At 64.6% G+C, this 15877-nt stretch carries 14 protein-coding genes; 6 read left to right on the forward strand and 8 right to left on the reverse strand.

Going from position 1 to position 15877, the window contains the following annotated elements; translation table 11 throughout:
• Nucleotides 1–56: 56 nt before the first annotated feature.
• From H281_RS0122205 to H281_RS0122215, 3 genes are all read left to right on the forward strand, one after another.
• Nucleotides 57–1340, forward strand: coding sequence for an MFS transporter (locus H281_RS0122205; RefSeq protein ID WP_027804846.1), 1284 nt, complete (start codon nucleotides 57–59; stop codon nucleotides 1338–1340).
• Nucleotides 1340–2500, forward strand: a complete 1161-nt coding sequence (locus H281_RS34790) for a GlxA family transcriptional regulator (RefSeq protein WP_020069352.1) — start codon at nucleotides 1340–1342, stop codon at nucleotides 2498–2500. The genes H281_RS0122205 and H281_RS34790 overlap by 1 nt, the downstream gene beginning before the upstream one ends.
• A 224-nt stretch (nucleotides 2501–2724) precedes the next feature.
• A complete protein-coding gene (locus tag H281_RS0122215) occupies nucleotides 2725–3231 on the forward strand; it encodes an acyl-CoA thioesterase (RefSeq protein ID WP_020069353.1) in 507 nt (168 codons plus the stop codon).
• Between the two features lie 176 nt (nucleotides 3232–3407).
• On the opposite strand, the gene fumC is transcribed toward H281_RS0122215, so the two are convergent.
• The 5 genes from fumC to H281_RS0122240 all read right to left on the reverse strand — a co-directional run bounded on the left by fumC (nucleotide 3408) and on the right by H281_RS0122240 (nucleotide 10028).
• Entirely contained in the window at nucleotides 3408–4808 is a 1401-nt protein-coding gene (gene fumC, locus H281_RS0122220) for a class II fumarate hydratase (protein ID WP_027804847.1), read from the reverse strand.
• A gap of 15 nt (nucleotides 4809–4823) precedes the next feature.
• Nucleotides 4824–6473 (reverse strand): phospholipase D family protein, encoded by a 1650-nt coding sequence (locus H281_RS0122225; protein WP_020069355.1) that lies wholly within the window; start codon nucleotides 6471–6473, stop codon nucleotides 4824–4826.
• 157 nt (nucleotides 6474–6630) lie between these two features.
• Complete coding sequence (gene panS / locus H281_RS0122230) at nucleotides 6631–7590, reverse strand: ketopantoate/pantoate/pantothenate transporter PanS (protein WP_020069356.1); 960 nt, start codon at nucleotides 7588–7590, stop codon at nucleotides 6631–6633.
• A 483-nt stretch (nucleotides 7591–8073) separates the two neighbouring features.
• Nucleotides 8074–9486, reverse strand: a complete 1413-nt coding sequence (locus tag H281_RS0122235; RefSeq protein ID WP_020069357.1) for an MATE family efflux transporter — start codon at nucleotides 9484–9486, stop codon at nucleotides 8074–8076.
• Between the two features lie 323 nt (nucleotides 9487–9809).
• On the reverse strand, nucleotides 9810–10028 hold the full coding sequence (locus H281_RS0122240; protein ID WP_011489423.1) for an RNA-binding S4 domain-containing protein: 219 nt from the start codon (nucleotides 10026–10028) through the stop codon (nucleotides 9810–9812).
• Between the two features lie 311 nt (nucleotides 10029–10339).
• Between H281_RS0122240 and H281_RS0122245 the strand changes: the two genes are divergently transcribed.
• The 3 genes from H281_RS0122245 to H281_RS0122255 all read left to right on the forward strand — a co-directional run bounded on the left by H281_RS0122245 (nucleotide 10340) and on the right by H281_RS0122255 (nucleotide 13515).
• Nucleotides 10340–10804 carry a hypothetical protein gene (locus H281_RS0122245; RefSeq protein WP_020069358.1) on the forward strand — a complete coding sequence of 155 codons (465 nt, stop codon included), beginning with the start codon at nucleotides 10340–10342 and terminating at the stop codon, nucleotides 10802–10804.
• A gap of 81 nt (nucleotides 10805–10885) precedes the next feature.
• Entirely contained in the window at nucleotides 10886–11167 is a 282-nt protein-coding gene (locus H281_RS0122250) for a hypothetical protein (RefSeq protein ID WP_020069359.1), read from the forward strand.
• Nucleotides 11168–11385: 218 nt separating this feature from the next.
• Nucleotides 11386–13515: an ATP-dependent helicase gene (locus tag H281_RS0122255; protein ID WP_020069360.1), complete on the forward strand. Its 2130-nt coding sequence runs from the start codon at nucleotides 11386–11388 to the stop codon at nucleotides 13513–13515.
• 151 nt (nucleotides 13516–13666) lie between these two features.
• On the opposite strand, the gene H281_RS0122260 is transcribed toward H281_RS0122255, so the two are convergent.
• The 3 genes from H281_RS0122260 to H281_RS0122270 all read right to left on the reverse strand — a co-directional run bounded on the left by H281_RS0122260 (nucleotide 13667) and on the right by H281_RS0122270 (nucleotide 15763).
• Nucleotides 13667–14434 carry a DUF4088 family protein gene (locus H281_RS0122260; protein WP_020069361.1) on the reverse strand — a complete coding sequence of 256 codons (768 nt, stop codon included), beginning with the start codon at nucleotides 14432–14434 and terminating at the stop codon, nucleotides 13667–13669.
• A gap of 322 nt (nucleotides 14435–14756) precedes the next feature.
• Nucleotides 14757–15086 (reverse strand): AzlD domain-containing protein, encoded by a 330-nt coding sequence (locus H281_RS0122265; protein ID WP_020069362.1) that lies wholly within the window; start codon nucleotides 15084–15086, stop codon nucleotides 14757–14759.
• Nucleotides 15083–15763 (reverse strand): AzlC family ABC transporter permease, encoded by a 681-nt coding sequence (locus tag H281_RS0122270; RefSeq protein ID WP_020069363.1) that lies wholly within the window; start codon nucleotides 15761–15763, stop codon nucleotides 15083–15085. The genes H281_RS0122265 and H281_RS0122270 overlap by 4 nt, the downstream gene beginning before the upstream one ends.
• Nucleotides 15764–15877: the final 114 nt, after the last annotated feature.

Here is a 15877-nt window from a genome sequence, read left to right on the forward strand (position 1 = left end):
TGTGCCGCTCCTGCCACTTCGACCACTTCGACCACCTTCGCTGCCGGGACCGATCCATGCCGCCTGCCGCACCAGCTTCGTCTTCTCGATCCGCCGCCGCTTCTGCCTTCACTGCCGTTTCCGCGGATCCGCGCGGCTCCGGCCCGCACGGACGCCGTGACGCGCGTGTGCTGGCTGTGTGCCAGGCGTTGTACACCTCGTCGGTGTCGATCGATCTCACGCTGACGGGCCTCGTTGGCTACACGCTCGCCGACGACAAGGCGCTAGCCACGCTGCCTTTCTCGCTGATCACGGTGGCTGCGGCGCTCACGACGATCTTCGCGTCGTTTCTGATGGCGCGCATCGGCCGTCGCGCGGGTTTCGTGCTGGGCGCGAGCGTCGGCGCGCTGGGCGGCGCTGTGTCCGTGTGGGCGATCTTTCATCACGACTTCTGGGCTTTTTGCGCGGGGACCGCGACGGTCGGCGTATTCCAGGCGTTTGCGCAGTACTACCGGCTCGCCGCCGCAGACGCAGTCGGTCTCGAAGCCAAGAGTCGCGCAATTTCGACGGTTCTCACGGGCGGCGTGGTCGCGGCCGTCTGCGGCCCGCTTCTCGCCGCGTGGAGCAAAGACTGGCTCGCGCCGGTGACGTTCGCGGGCTCTTACGCGCTCGTCACCGGACTCGGACTCGCGTCGATTGTCCTGTTGATGCTGCTTTATCGCGACATGGCGCCTGCGCCGGCCGTGGCCAGTACCCACGACGCCGCACGGGCGCTCAGGGAGATCGTGCGGCAACCGATCTTCGCCGCGGCGCTCGCGAACAACGCGCTCGGCTATGCCGTGATGACGTTCGTCATGACCGCCACGCCGATCGCGGCGGTCGCGTGCGGGCACAGCATCGGCGACGGCGCGTCGATCATCCAGTGGCATCTGGTCGGCATGTTTGCACCGTCTCTCTTTTCCGCGCGGCTCATCAAGCGTTTCGGCGTGCTGCCGGTGATCGGCGCGGGCATTGCGCTCTCGGCACTATGCGGTGTCTTCGCATTGCGTTCGACCGATCTGCCGCACTTTTACGCCGCGCTCGCGTGTCTCGGCGTGGGCTGGAATTTCATGTTCGTGGGCGGCTCCACGCTGCTCGCGCAGTCGTACAGGCCGTCGGAACGGGCGAAGACGCAGGCCACCAGCGAATTCACGACGTTCGCGTTCTCCGCGCTCGGTTCGCTATTCGCAGGGCAATTGCTGGCGCGCTTCGGCTGGGCGACGATCAATGCGGCGATCTTTCCGCTGCTTGCCGCAGCGGCGCTCGCCACGCTCGCCTATGCGCGGTCGTCCAGACGGCGCGCGATGGGAGGGGTCGCGTAATGAGCGTGCGTCATATCGTATTTGCCGTCGCACCCGATCTGGTCCTGCTCGACGCGTGCGGCCCGCTGGAAGCCTTCTGGCGCGCCGAACTGACGATGGCCGCTGCGCAGGGTGCGAGCGATGGCGGTGGGCGGGTGCCGATACCGGCGAACCCGGCCACGCATGCGGATGCGTCCGTGCCTGCATCCACGCACTCGCCCGCACGCCCGATCGCTTATCGCACGACAGTCGCTTCGATCGACGGCGGCGTCTTGCAGACTTTTCCGGGCCTGCCAGTCGTGACCGAACGACTCGATTCACTGGACGCCGAGCCGATCGACACGCTGATCGTCCCCGGCGTTCCGGTCGATCAGCATTGCACGCTGCAGCCGGAACTCGTCGCGTGGATCAGGCGCAATGCGCCGCGCGCGCGGCGCGTGTGCTCGGTATGCACGGGCGCGTTCTATCTGGCGGCGGCCGGCCTGCTGGACGGCCGCCGCGCGACCACACACTGGCGCGATGCGCCGCATCTCGCGCGCCGCTTTCCCAATGTTCATGTCGATGCCGATCCGATCTTTATCCGCGACGCAGGCCCCGAGGGAGCCCGAGGTGACGGCGAACGCGTGGTCTGGACGTCGGCGGGCGTGACGGCGGGCATCGATCTCGCGCTTGCGCTGATCGAAGAAGACCTCGGCCACGCCGTCGCGATGCAAGCCGCGCGGCGCCTCGTCGTCTTCATGAAGCGGCCCGGCGGGCAGTCGCAATTCAGCGCGGCGCTCGCGGCACAGGCGTCGGCGGGAGGGCCGTTCGAGGCCTTGCATAGCTGGATGGTCGCCCATTTGCGCGAGGACCTCACGGTCGAGCGACTCGCCGAGCACGCGCGAATGACCCCGCGGACCTTCGCGCGCCGCTACGTCGACGAGGTCGGGCGTACGCCGGCGAAAACCGTGTCCGCATTACGCCTCGAAGCGGCTTCGCGGGCACTGGCCGAATCGCGCCGGCCGCTGAAGCGCATCGCGCTCGATTGCGGTTTCGGCAGCGAGCAGAATCTGCGGCGCGCGTTCGTGCGGCGCTTCGGCGTGCTCCCGCTCGAGTATCGTGAACGGTTCATGTCCGCGACTGCGCCTGCGTCGGCGAACCATCGAGAGGCGCCTGTCCGCGCCGGCGACGACGCGCGCTGAACGACTGCGCGCGAAGCGACCGTTCGAGCCGGAGAACAGGCCAGCGCCGCGGCACTGTACGAGCTTGCAGCGGCCACAGCGATGAGCCGGCTGATCGGATGGCGCGCCGAAACCGGCTGCGCGCATGGACGTTGCACGCATTTCCGCCCGATAAGTGGCCACGCTGTCAATATTGCGCTCGTATAATCGCCTCCTTTCAATGCATCCGATTGACCGGAGTCAAGATGAGTAGCCATCTCTCAGCGCCGCTGGAACGTTCCGAAACCACGTTCCGCTTTCTCGCCGAACCCAGCTCGGTCAACTTCGGCGGCAAGGTGCACGGCGGCGCGCTGATGAAGTGGATCGACGAAACCGCGTATGCGTGCGCGGCGGTGTGGTCGGGGCGTTATTGCGTGACGGTCAGCGTCGGCAATATCCGTTTCCGTCGACCGATTCTGGTGGGCAACCTCGTCGAATTGCGCGCGCGCGTGGTGGCGACAGGGCGCACCAGCATGCACATCCATGTGTCGGTGCAGGCTGGCGACCCGAAGGGCGGCGAGTTGCTGCAAACCACGGATTGTCTCGTCGTGATGGTCGCGGTCAATGAAAACGGGCACCCGGTGCAGGTGCCGTCGTTCGTGCCGGAAACCGACGAACAGAAGCGCCTCGCAAAGTATGCGATGGACGTGAAGGAAGCGCTCGACGCGATCGTCGAGCTGAAGCCGGAAGAAGTGGCGCAGGGCAAGGTTTGAACGACCCTTGCCGGACCTGACCTGTGCACTGGCAAAACTGCAGGCGGCGATCCTTTGCCGCCTAAGCGCCCGATTTTCCCGTCCGGGCTAATCTGAATCAAACACGCATCGAATCAAACTGGGCGACTCACCGCGAGTCGCCCAGCGCGTCAGGCGTGGGAGCGGGCAGGTGCCAATCAAGGCACCGAATGGCCCACCATATCGCCCGGCCGCACCCATTCGTCGAACTGCTGCTCAGTGACATAGCCGAGCGCGAGCGCCGCAGCCTTCAGCGTGGTGCCCTCCTTGTGCGCCTTCTTCGCGATCTGCGCGGCCTTGTCGTAGCCGATGTGCGGATTGAGCGCCGTCACGAGCATCAGCGATTCGTTAAGCAGCGCGTCGATCCGCTCGCGGTTGGGTTCGATGCCGACTGCGCAGTTGTCGTTGAAACTCAGAGCGCCGTCGCTTAGCAGGCGGATGGACTGCAGCACGTTGTGCGCGATCATGGGCCGGAACACGTTCAACTCGAAGTTGCCGCTCGCCCCGCCGATGTTCACCGCGACGTCATTGCCAAACACTTGCGCGCACAGCATCGTCAAGGCTTCGGATTGTGTGGGATTGACCTTGCCCGGCATGATCGAGCTGCCCGGTTCGTTCTCCGGAATCGACAGTTCGCCCAAGCCGCAGCGCGGACCGCTCGCGAGCCAGCGGATGTCGTTGGCGATCTTGTTCAGACTCGCGGCCACCGTTTTCAGCGCGCCGTGCGCGAAGACGAGCGCATCGGCTGCGGCCATTACCTCGAATTTGTTGGGCGCGGACACGAACGGCACGCCGGTGAGCTTCGCGATGGCAGCCGCGACCTTGCCGGCGAACTGCGGATGCGCATTCAAACCGGTGCCGACAGCCGTGCCGCCCTGCGCGAGTTCATACAGATGCGGCAACGTCGATTCAACATGGCGGATGCCGTGGTCGAGTTGCGCGACATAGCCGGAGAACTCCTGACCGAGCGTGAGCGGCGTTGCGTCCTGCAAGTGCGTGCGGCCGATCTTGACGATGCCGGCGAACGCCTTCGCCTTGCCGTCGAGCGTGTCGCGCAACGTCTTGAGCGCAGGCAGCAGATGCTTGACGATGCCATGCGCGGCGGCCACGTGCATGGCCGTGGGGAAGACGTCGTTCGACGACTGGCCGCGATTCACGTCGTCGTTCGGATGCACTTTGCGCGCTTCACCGCGCTCGCCGCCGAGCAGCTCGCTCGCGCGATTCGCGATCACTTCGTTCAGATTCATGTTGGTCTGCGTGCCGGAGCCCGTTTGCCAGACCGCGAGCGGAAACTCATCCGGATGCTTGCCTGCGATGATCTCGTCGGCCGCCTGCATGATCGCGTGCGCCTTCGTCTCGTCCAGCACGCCGAGGCCCAGGTTGACCTCGGCGGCGGCGCGCTTGATCACGGCGAGCGCGGTGATCAATTCGGGCGATTGCTTCTCGGTGGAAATGCGGAAATTCTGCAACGAGCGCTGCGTCTGCGCGCCCCACAAATGAGCGTTCGGCACAGCGATTTCACCGAACGTATCGCGCTCCATTCGTACGTCTTCAGTCATGGTTGAGCTCCGCTTTTAAAGTTCTGCGTTGACCGGCAATAGGGAGAATAGCCCTGTTAGCGCGTTCCGGTATAACCCTGCCTGCGGGTCGAAAATGTAGGTGCGGCGCGTGCCGTCTTCGACATCGGTCCACACGAGCGGGGACAGCGGCGCGCCGATCGAACGAAGATAGGCGAGCTGCGCGCCGTCGGCGAGTGTCACGCGGTAGCTTCGCTCAGGCGCCGTGGCGGTGGCGAAAATGTCGGCGACCTGCGCAGCCAGTTCCGGGCTGTGGATCACGAGCGCGAGTTCGGTATTCAGATGCGCCGAGCGCGGATCGAGGTTCATCGAGCCGATCACCAGAATCCGGCGGTCGATCACGTAAGTCTTCGCATGCAGACTCGCGCGCGAACGCGACCCGGCGATTCCCGCCGTGGGCGTATCCTGGCGCGGCTTGAACTCGTATAACTCGACGCCCTGTTGCAGCAGCGGCACGCGAAACGGACTGTAGCCCGCTTGCACCGCGACCGCGTCGGTGGCGGCGAGCGAATTCGTCAGGATCGCTACGCGCACGCCCCGGTGCGTGAGTGCGCCGAGCGCCGTCACGCCGGCGTCGTGCGGAACGAAGTAGGGCGACACGACGAGGAAATCCTTGTGCGCGTCCTTCATGAGCTCGCCGAGTCGCTTCATCGGTGGACTGACGTAGTCGGGCGACGGGCTCTCGATCTTCTCCGGCTGATCCGCCTTGAACTCCGCTTGCGCCCAGGTCAGGCCGAGTTGCTTGCCCGCAATCTGCGTGGCGAGCGGCGTAGCGTTCAAGGGCTTCGCGTTGTATGGATCGGCGTTGGTGCGCCAGTGCTTGCGCAGGTCGTCGCGCGTCTGATCGAGTTCCTCGCGATCGAATTTCTGCTTGTTCAGCACGCCGAGAGGATACGCGACACTGCTGTTCCAGTAATCGTCGAAGCTCGCCGAGACATCGGCGGTGATCGGGCCGGCGGCGAGCACGTCGATGTCGCGGAACTGCAGGACTTCGCTCGCGTTAAAGTATTCGTCGCCGAGATTGCGGCCGCCGACAATCGCCAACTGGTTGTCTGCGATCATCGCCTTGTTGTGCATGCGGCGCGTGAAGTGGCCGATCTGCGTGAAGACATTCGTAGTGCGCTCGAACACACCTTCACGCGCGCTGCCGAACGGATTGAAGACGCGAATCTCGATGTTGCTGTGCGAGTTGAGCCCCGCCATGATGCGGTCGATGTCCTTGAAGTTCAGGTCGTCGACCAGCATGCGCACGCGCACGCCGTGATCCGCCGCGTACAGCGCGGCGCCGAGCAGCAGCTTGCCGGTGGTGTCCTCGTTCGCGATGTAGTACTGCATGTCGAGCGTTTTCGTCGCCGCGCGGGCGAGCGCGATGCGCATCTGCAGTGCGTCCGTTCCGCTCGAGAGCACACGGAAACCCGATTCCCCCGGATGAGCGGCTTCGAGCGGTTCAAGCGCCGCGCGAAGCGGCGTGTTTTCGGTCGGTGATAACGCGTGAGTGACCGGGCGGTCGAACGCGGTGGCGGGAGGTTTGGTTGCGCACGCAGTCAGAAATGCCGACGTGCAGCACAGCAAGAAAAAATGTCTGGCGGAGCGGATTGCGCGCTTAAGTTGCGTCGCGGTCTGCTTTTGTTCTGTATGCCACTGCACGCTTTTTCCCCTTGTTGTTCAGGCTTTTCGTAACGGCAGCGCAGATGCTTCAGCCGCGCTGCCGAGAAATCCATTCTAAGGGGAATCGCGCCGCCGGACTGTGCACCGCGGCACGCCGGCGGCGTCTGGGACCGCGATGAGCGGTGGCTCGAAACCGTCAGACGCGTTCGGTGTTCAGCCCGCGTTCGCCTTCGGCATACGTCGAGCCCTTCGCCGGGCGCCCTGCCCAATAACCCGCGAGCAGCGACCCCGACAGGTTGTGCCAGACGGAGAACAGCGCGCCGGGCAACGCGGCAATTGGCGTGAAGTAGAGCTTGCCGAGCGTCGCGGCGAGGCCCGAGTTCTGCATGCCGACTTCAATCGCAAGCGTGCGGCAAACGGCTTCGTCGAAACCTAGCAGACGGCCGCCCCAATAGCCGCCGAGCAGGCCGATGCCGTTATGAAGCACCACTCCGAGCATCACCACGAGGCCGACGGACGCAATGCTTTTCTGCGTGCCGCCCACCACCGCGCCGATGATCAGCAGGATCGCGACCATCGAGACCAGCGGCAGCACCGGCTCGATCTTGCGAACCGTCTTGCCGAACAGGTGATTCACCACGAGGCCGACCACGATCGGCAGCGCGACGATTTGCAGGATGCTCATCAACATGCCGTGGACGTCGACGGCGATCGACGCATCCACGTAAAGACGCGTAAGAAGCGGCGTCGCAAAGACACCGACGAGCGTGGACAACGCACTGATCGTCACCGACAGCGCGACGTCGCCGCGCGCCAGATAGATCATCACGTTCGATGCCGTGCCGCTCGCCACGCTGCCCACCAGCACCATGCCGGCGGTCAGATCGGGCGGCATGCGCAAGGCTTTCGCGATGACCCAGGCGGCGAGCGGCATCACGAGGTAATGCAGCACGATGCCTGCGATCACCGGCGCGGGCCGTGTGAAGACGCGCTGAAAGTCGGCGACGGACAGCGTGACGCCCATCGCCAGCATGATGATGGTCAGAAGCGTGGTGACGTGCGGAGCGATGCCGGTAAACGAAGCCGGCGAGAAATACGCTGCAACCGAAATGAGCACGGCCCAAACGGGAAAAAGACGGGTGATGCGGGCAAGCATGGGGCAAGGTCCTTGGTTATGTTTTATAGCGAGAAGCGGAGGTTGGTCGTTCGCAAGCGGGCGCAGCGCTGAAGGCGGCGACGCTCTGCCGGGTGCGGCGCCTCACGGACTGCAGCGAGTGCCTGTGAGCGGGACGCGCCCTATGTCGCGGTTGCTGCAGTTGAGTCGCAAGCGAACGGCAGGTTGTCAGCGGATGGTGGACCTGCTGGCAGCGCGGTCCTTTGTGAGGCGCGCAAGCGGAGCTTCGGTGGATGGACGCGGGTTCGCGACACGCACCGAAGAAGTCATGCATTTTAGCGTTGTGGGCGGCAGCTTGCTGGCTCTATGGTTGCGCGTGCAACGGGTTTACCGCGACGTTGGTTTGCTGTGCCATTGTCCCATTTGCGGCAAGACCGGCCGCCGGGCCCGAGCGGATTTCCCGTCCGCAAGCGGACCTGTCACGCAGCGCGGGCGTGCCTGCAACGACGAGTCCGCTACCCGCGTTCAGACCGATGCGGCAGGCGGCGCGTCCGCCGCAACCGGCACGCGCCGCAAGCTTAGCTTGTGAAAGCGCAGCGTCATGAGCAGCGCGACGCTCGCGAGTCCGGCCGCGAGGCCCCACCATAAACCTCGAGCACCCAGCCCGGCATGAAAGGCGAGCGTATAGCCGGTCGGAAAACCGATCACCCAGTAACCGAATGCAGCGGCGATCATTGGTATGCGCGTGTCTTTCAAACCGCGCAGGCAGCCTGATCCGACCGTTTGCATGCCGTCGACGATCTGAAAAATCGCTGCCACGCCGAGGAGCGAACTCGCGAGCGTAACCGTCGCCGCATTGGCCGGGTCGTCCAGGTGCAGATAGAGGCCGACGATCCAATGCGGCGCGGCGATCAGCACGATTCCCGACAACGTCATGAAGCCGACGCCGAGTGCCAGCGCGACGAAGCCCGCATGACGCGCGGCGAGCGGCTGCCCGGCGCCGGACCAGAAGCCGACTCTCACATTGGCCGCCTGGCCGATCGCGAGCGGCACCATGAATGCCACTGACGCGACGTTCAGCGCGATCTGATGTGCGGCCAGTTGCGACTCGCCGAGCAGCCCGACCATCAGGCCTGTCGCGAGGAAGAGCGTCGATTCGACGCCGTAGGTGATCGCCACCGGCCAGCCGATACCGAACAGCTCGCCCATCAGCGGGACGTTGGGACGCGTGGCGACCACGAAATGGCGATAGCGCGGCCGCAGGTGCAACAGCGCCATCAGCACGAGCGCGGTCAGCCAGACGGTGATGGACGTCGCAGCCGCCGAGCCGAGGAAGCCGAGCCGCGGCAGCCCGTACGCGCCGTGAATCAGCCCGTAGTTGAGAAAACCGTTCACCCCGACGCTGACGAGCGACACCCACAGGAGCCGCCGCGCCGCGCCGATCGCCGGCAGGAACGAGCGCATCAGACCGACGCCGATCAGACTGCCCAGCGCGCCCCAGCGCAGCACCGCCGCATACTCGCCGACGTTATGCGCGAGCAGCGCCGGTTCGCCGAACGCAAGCAGGATGGGCGTCGCGAACGACAGCAAGGCAAACGCCGGCACCGACAGCAACACCGACAACACAAAACCGGTCCAGTAGATGTGCGGCACGCGGCTTTCGTCCTGCGCGCCGCGCGCATGCGAAACGCTCACGCTGACCGACGTCAGCACGCCCTGCAGCAGCGTCACGACCACGAAGAACAGATTGGCGCCCAGACCGCCGGCCGCGAGCGCGTCCGGTCCGAGAGAGCCGAGCAGGATCGTGTCGGTGACGCCCATGGCCATTTGCGACAGCTGCGCGATGGCGAGCGGCGCGGCGAGCCGCGCGGTGTCGGCGGCGTGGCGGGACAAGGTCGGCGGACGGGTGGCCACCCGGGTGAAGCCGGATTGAGTCATGGAGCGTGTGAAAGTTGACGGAATGACGACGCCGTGACCGCTGGCGACCGCCGCGGCACTGGAAGCACCGAAGGCAACGGAAGCGCGCTCTACGAGAGACGCGTGGGCTCGCGGTCGCATGGCGGTTCACGAGCCTCGTAATGACGCCGATCGAGGCGGCTCGCCAGGGTTTCCCGGCGAGCCCACGGTCGGCGATGTCAGCGGGGCCGTTCGTCTAGCGAAACCAACAGCTTATTGCGTGACCGCTGCAAAGTCGATGGATTAAGCACATTTTTGGTGCGCGAGTTTCCTGCGGAATCTCGTGGGACCAGCGCGGCAGGACGTCAGGCTTCGTGGACCGCGATTCGCGTGTCGCCGAGCAGTACCACCTGTCCTGCGCGGATCTTGCACGTTTTACGCGTTTCGACGCGGCCGTCCACAGTGACGGCTCCGTCCGCCACCATCATCTTCGCCGAGCCGCCGCTGTCCGCGAGCCCCGTGATCTTCAGCAGATTGTGAAGTTCGACGTAGTCGCCGGTGAGCGTGAAATCGAGGTTGGGCATGGGCATTGCACCTTCAGGCAAGGGGTTCGCATCATAAAGCACAAGCTTGCCCCTAAGAAGTCGCGTTGTCTCGCGCAGTGTTTCGTGAACGCATCGCAAGCAAATGCAAGCAGATGTTATCCGTTTGTCGGAAAGTGAAACGTTGCGTAACACCGGTCGTCACAACACGACTTCACTCGTAAAGTTCATCTCAGCAGGAAAGCTTGCCGGATCTAGTTCGGCTATGAGCAGACCGGGAGGTCGTCCAGCGCGCCGCAGCGCGATGCAGGGCGTTTCGACCCGGCCACAACAACTCTAGAGAGGAATTTGCCATGACCCAGATTCGTACGCTCCTGATCGGTACCGCCATGACCGCATTCGCCGCTACGGCAGCAGTTGCGCAGACCACGCAGCCCGTTCAACCGGCTGCGGGCATGAATACCCATGTACAGGTTCAGTCGCCCGGCGCCGACGTCGCGCCGGCCGCTCCTGCCGCCCAAGGCGTGCAGCCGGTAACGCCGGCACCGACCCGCCTGACGGCCTCGGGCTCGCCCGATCCGCTGGTACAAAAGCGCGAAGCCAACGCGAAGGCTAACGCGGAGTACCGCGCGTCGAAGAAGGCGTCGAAGGCCGAGCTGAAGGAACAGCAGAAGGCTGCCAAGTCCGAATACAAGGAGCAGGTGCGCGACGCAAAGATCAACAAGAAGGCGGACAAGCAAGCCGCTGACAACGAAATGAAGATGAACCTGCAAAGTCAGGCAGGCGCCCAGACCGACGGCGGCGAAGTTAAGCACTAATGGCAGGCGGAGCCGCGGGCTCAGGTTAGCCCGCGGCGTCGAACCCGACTCGACCTGATGAGACTGGTAAGGAGGAATCGCATGAGCAACACTCGATTTACTAATTCCGCAAAATCCCCGACCGCGCGGCTTTGCGCGTTGCTGATCGCGGGCTGCCTGTCGTCGGCCGCATTTGCGCAGGCAAGCGATCCGGCCGCGGCGCCGGTCACGCACGCCGATCAGAAGGCGGCGAAGCAGCAAGCCAAGGCAGACAAGAAGGCGGCTGTCGCGCAAGCCAAGGCCGACAAGGAAAAGACCGAAGCCCAAGCCGACGCCGACAAGGCGCACGCCGAGGCCACTCTGAAGGACGCGAAGAAGCAGTAGGTTCCTGCTTCCTCATGAGCAGGTGCGACCTGCTCAACGAAACGGCCCGTTTGCGTAAAGCACACGGGCCGTTGCTTTTGTTCGGCTCGTAGGCGTGCGGGGCGGCGTGCGCGTGACTGCGCAGCAGCCACGCTAAAAAAGGGCGCTTGTGAGCGCGGGTTGTATGGATATACAGTATGCGTCGCCGTTCCCGATCCATCCAACGCCCTTAAAACACCGTGCTTTCCGTCGCAGAAACGCCGTCGCCGTCCGATACCGCCCCTTGGCTTGCGAAGTTGAACGACGCGCAGCGCGAGGCCGTCGAATTCGGCACCGATACGCCTCATTCACCGCCGGGCGCCTTGCTGGTCATTGCGGGCGCGGGCTCCGGCAAGACCAGCACGCTTGCACACCGTGTAGCCAATCTGATGGTGAAGGGCGCTGATCCGCGCAGAATTCTGCTTCTGACATTTTCGCGTCGCGCGGCGCTGGAAATGACACGCCGCGTCATACGTATTGCCACGACGGCGCTCGGCACGCGCGCCGCGCTCGCGCAAGGGCTGACATGGGCGGGCACGTTCCATAGCGTCGGCGCGCGGCTTTTGCGCGAATATGCAGAACTGATCGGTCTTGCGCCGGCCTTCACGATCAACGACCGTGAGGATTCCGCCGATCTGATGAATCTGGTGCGGCATGAACTGGGTTTGTCGGCGAAAGAACGGCGCTTTCCGGCTAAGGGAACCTGTTTCGCGATTTACTCGCGCGTCGTGAACACCGGTGCGTCGCTCGGGCAGGTGCTCGATAGCGCGTTCCCGTGGTGCCGCGAGTGGGAAGCCGATCTGCGCATGCTGTTCGCGGCCTACGTCGACGCGAAGCAGAAGCAGAGCGTGCTCGACTACGACGACCTGCTGCTTTACTGGTCGCATATGGCCGCGGAGCCGGCAATTGCCGCCGATCTGTCGGCGCGCTTCGATCACGTGCTGGTCGACGAATATCAGGACACCAATCGGCTGCAGGCGTCGATCCTGCTCGCGCTGAAGCCGGACGGACGCGGCCTGACCGTGGTCGGCGACGACGCGCAGTCGATCTATTCGTTTCGCGGCGCCACCGTGCGCAACATTCTCGATTTCCCGGCGCATTTCGATCCGCCTGCGGTTCAGGTCACGCTCGAACGCAATTACCGCTCGACCGAGCCGATTCTTGCCGCGTCGAACGCGGTGATCGAACTGGCCAGCGAGCGATATACGAAGAACCTGTGGACCGACAAGTCGTCGGCGCAACGGCCCCGGCTCGTCACCGTCGCGGACGAGGCCGACCAGGCTCGCTATATCGTCGAGCAGGTGCTGGAAGCGCGCGAGCAGGGCATGACACTGAAGTCGCAGGCGGTGCTGTTTCGCGCCGCGCATCACAGCGCGGCGCTCGAGATCGAACTCACGCGCCGCAACATTCCGTTCGTGAAGTTCGGCGGCCTGAAGTTCCTCGATTCCGTGCACGTGAAAGACGTACTGGCGGTGCTGCGTTGGGCTGAGAATCCGCGCGACCGGGTGGCCGGTTTTCGCGTCGTACAGTTATTGCCCGGCGTGGGGCCGGCCACGGCCGCGAGAGTGCTCGACGAAATCGTCGCGCGAGCCGGCGTGGGCAATCCCGCCGACACCGCGGGCGGCACGCTCGCCGCGTTCGCGCCGCCGCCTCGCGCGCAGGAGGACTGGCATCCCTTCGTCAGGCTGATGTCGAGCGTGTATGGGCGGCAGACGCCATGGCCTGCGGAGTTCGAGATGGTGAGGCGCTGGTACGAGCCGCATCTGGAGCGCAATCATGAGGACGCCGCAATCCGTCATGCCGACGTGTTGCAGATGGAAAGCATTGCGGGCACGTATGCGTCGCGCGAGCGCTTTCTGACGGAACTGACGCTCGATCCGCCCGATGCCACGAGCGACGAATCGGGCGTGCCGCTCATCGACGAAGACTATCTGATCCTGTCCACCATCCATTCGGCAAAGGGACAGGAATGGCGCAACGTGTTCGTGCTGAACGGGGTCGACGGCTGCATTCCGTCCGATCTGGGTACCGGCAGCGAAGAGGAAATCGACGAAGAACGCCGTCTGCTCTACGTGGCGATGACGCGCGCAAAAGAAGACCTGCATATCGTCGTGCCGCAGCGCTTTTACGTGCACAACCAGACGCATATGGGCGATCGTCACGTGTGGGCGTCGCGCACGCGCTTTATCCCTGCGCACCTGATGCCCTTGTTCGACGCGTATGCATGGCCGCGCGTGCCGGTGCCCAGGGCGCCGACGGCCGCGGGGCTTGCCGCGGCGGCGCAGGCAAAGATCGAAATCGGAGCAAGGCTCAGGAAGATGTGGGACTGAGCGCGGCTCAGTTGGGCGGCGAGGCGGGTCTCGATGCCGCACGGGCTGGGAGCCGTGCGGAAGCTTCCCGGAGGGCTCTCTGGATCGCTTTCGGCAGCAGGCAGCGTGCTTTACACGCTAGCTGCTGCTGGTGGGCAGACGCTGGGCCGAGTTAGCGCGACTGCCGTTGCTGCTGTTGCGGGGCGGGGCGGGGCGGCACGAAGAAGTTGCGCAGCCACGCCGCCATCCGCGAAAACACGTCGTACGGTTCTTCGACGAAGATTTCCGGCTTCAGCAGGCGCAGATATTCCATGATCTGTTGCGCTTCCTGCTTCTGGAACGAGCCGTGCGAAATGCCGAGCCGCAGCAGCCCGCGCAGTTCGCCCAGCTTTTCGCGGGCGGTGCTGCCCACACTCGTTTCGCACGCCACCTTCGCTTCATAAACGCGCTGACGCAGCGATTCCACGAGCCGCCATGCCGGCGTCTGCATGATTTCCTCGAGCGCCTGGATATCCTGCACCGCGCTCTTGATCTGTGCCGAGAGCGGGTCGACCAGCACCGCGTCGCCTTCGGCTTCCTTGACGATCGCCGCCGCCCAGTCGCGACATTGCTTGGCCAACTCTTCCGGCGTCCACTCCGAGCGCGCTGCAAAGCCGAAACCGAATTCCCCGGCCTGCCGCATCAGAATCGCGACGACGTCAGGAAACTCCTTGTCCAACGTGCGTTTCGCCCATGCATACTGGCCGCCTTGCAACATCCGCTGAACGGCGTGCTCGGTCAGCGGCACCATGTTGTCGAGCAGCTTCGCTCGCAAAAAGTCCTCGAACGAAGGCGTCGCGAACTGCGGATCGAGCTTCAGCGATACGCGCAGAAATGCATCGAAATCCTTGCGCAGCGTCGCAATCGTCTCGTCTTTGAGCGTGAGGGTAATTTGACCCATGTGTCTATCCCGTTTGGTCCTGCCGCGCGGCCTCGTCGTGTTCGTCCGGTCGCAAGCGGACCCGGAAGACTGGACGTGCAATGGCTGCGCGTTTGATTCCTGCCTGTTGCCGCGTCTGGCGGGACGTATCCCGACGAGCGGACCTCGACTGCATATCGGCGGATCAACGGGAAACTTAAGGGTTTTGTCGGATATGAGGCAGGCTTTGCCGCGCTGCCTGGACGGTATTGCGACGCTCGTCCGGAGCCGACGTTGAACGCGGAAGCCTCGCCACCGGCGGCTTCCGCGTGAGTGAGCCCTTACGTGCTGGAGCGCACGCGCGTTATCGCAGCATCACGCCTTGCCAGACGAAAAACACCGTGAGGCCCACGGCGATGGTTACGAGCGGCCGCCGCGTCAGCGCGCTCACGATTACAGCGGCCAGTGCGCCAACCAGTTGCGGATTGCGCCACGTCAGTTCGGCACCGGTGTCGGCGCCATGCGGCGAGACCGCCATCGGCACGATGATCGCCGTCAGCACGGTGACCGGCACGAAGCCGAGCGCCGTGCGTACCAGAGGCGGAAACACCAGCCGGTCGCCGAGCATGAAGACTGCGGCGCGGATCACCCACGTGATGAGCGCCATGCCGAGTATCAAAACGACGTAGTTCATCGCGATCCCTCCGCCGACCGGCGCGCACGCCGCAAGCCGAAGCCCGGCGTGGAAAGCAGTACGCCGACCACGACGCCCGCGAAGACGGCGGCGAGCAGTCCGAGCTTGTATGGCCACGCTTGCCAGAAGAAGGCCAGCGTGCCCGCGGTTACCGCGGCCGCGATGTAGCGCAACGCGGTGAGCTGCGGTACGACGATCGCAATGAAAGTGGCGACCATCGCAAAGTCGAGTCCGAGCGATTGAAGTCCGGGGAAGGCAGCGCCGAACAGCAGGCCGGCGACTGTCCAGAGCTGCCAGTTCAGATACATCGCGAGACCGGCGCCGAAGAAATAGTGCGGACCCACGGTGCCCGGCTCGCGATTCCGATAGTGCTCCCACGCGACTGCGAATACTTCGTCCGTGAGCAGCGCGCCGAGGGCCCAGCGCCAGCGGGCCGGAAGATGCGCGACGTGCGGCGCGAGTGTCGCGCTATACAGAACATGCCGCAGATTGACCACGAGCGTGGTGGCCCAGATCACCGCGAAGCTCGCATGGCCCGCGATCAGCCCAAGCGCGATAAATTGCGCGGAGCCCGCGAAAACGATGAGCGACATCAACTGGCCGTGCCACAGATGCAGCGGCCCGGACGCGACAAGCGTGCCGAAAATGACGCCGAAAGGCGCCGAGCCGACCATCATCGGGATGATGTCGCGCGCGCCCGTGGTGACTTCCTTTAAACGGACTGAGTGGGTCAAAACTTGCCTCCTATGAGTCGGGAAGCATAACGGGGCAGGCAGAGCCGGGCTTGTACG

The organism is Paraburkholderia caledonica, from assembly GCF_000383275.1.
In the GTDB taxonomy this organism is placed as follows: domain Bacteria; phylum Pseudomonadota; class Gammaproteobacteria; order Burkholderiales; family Burkholderiaceae; genus Paraburkholderia; species Paraburkholderia caledonica.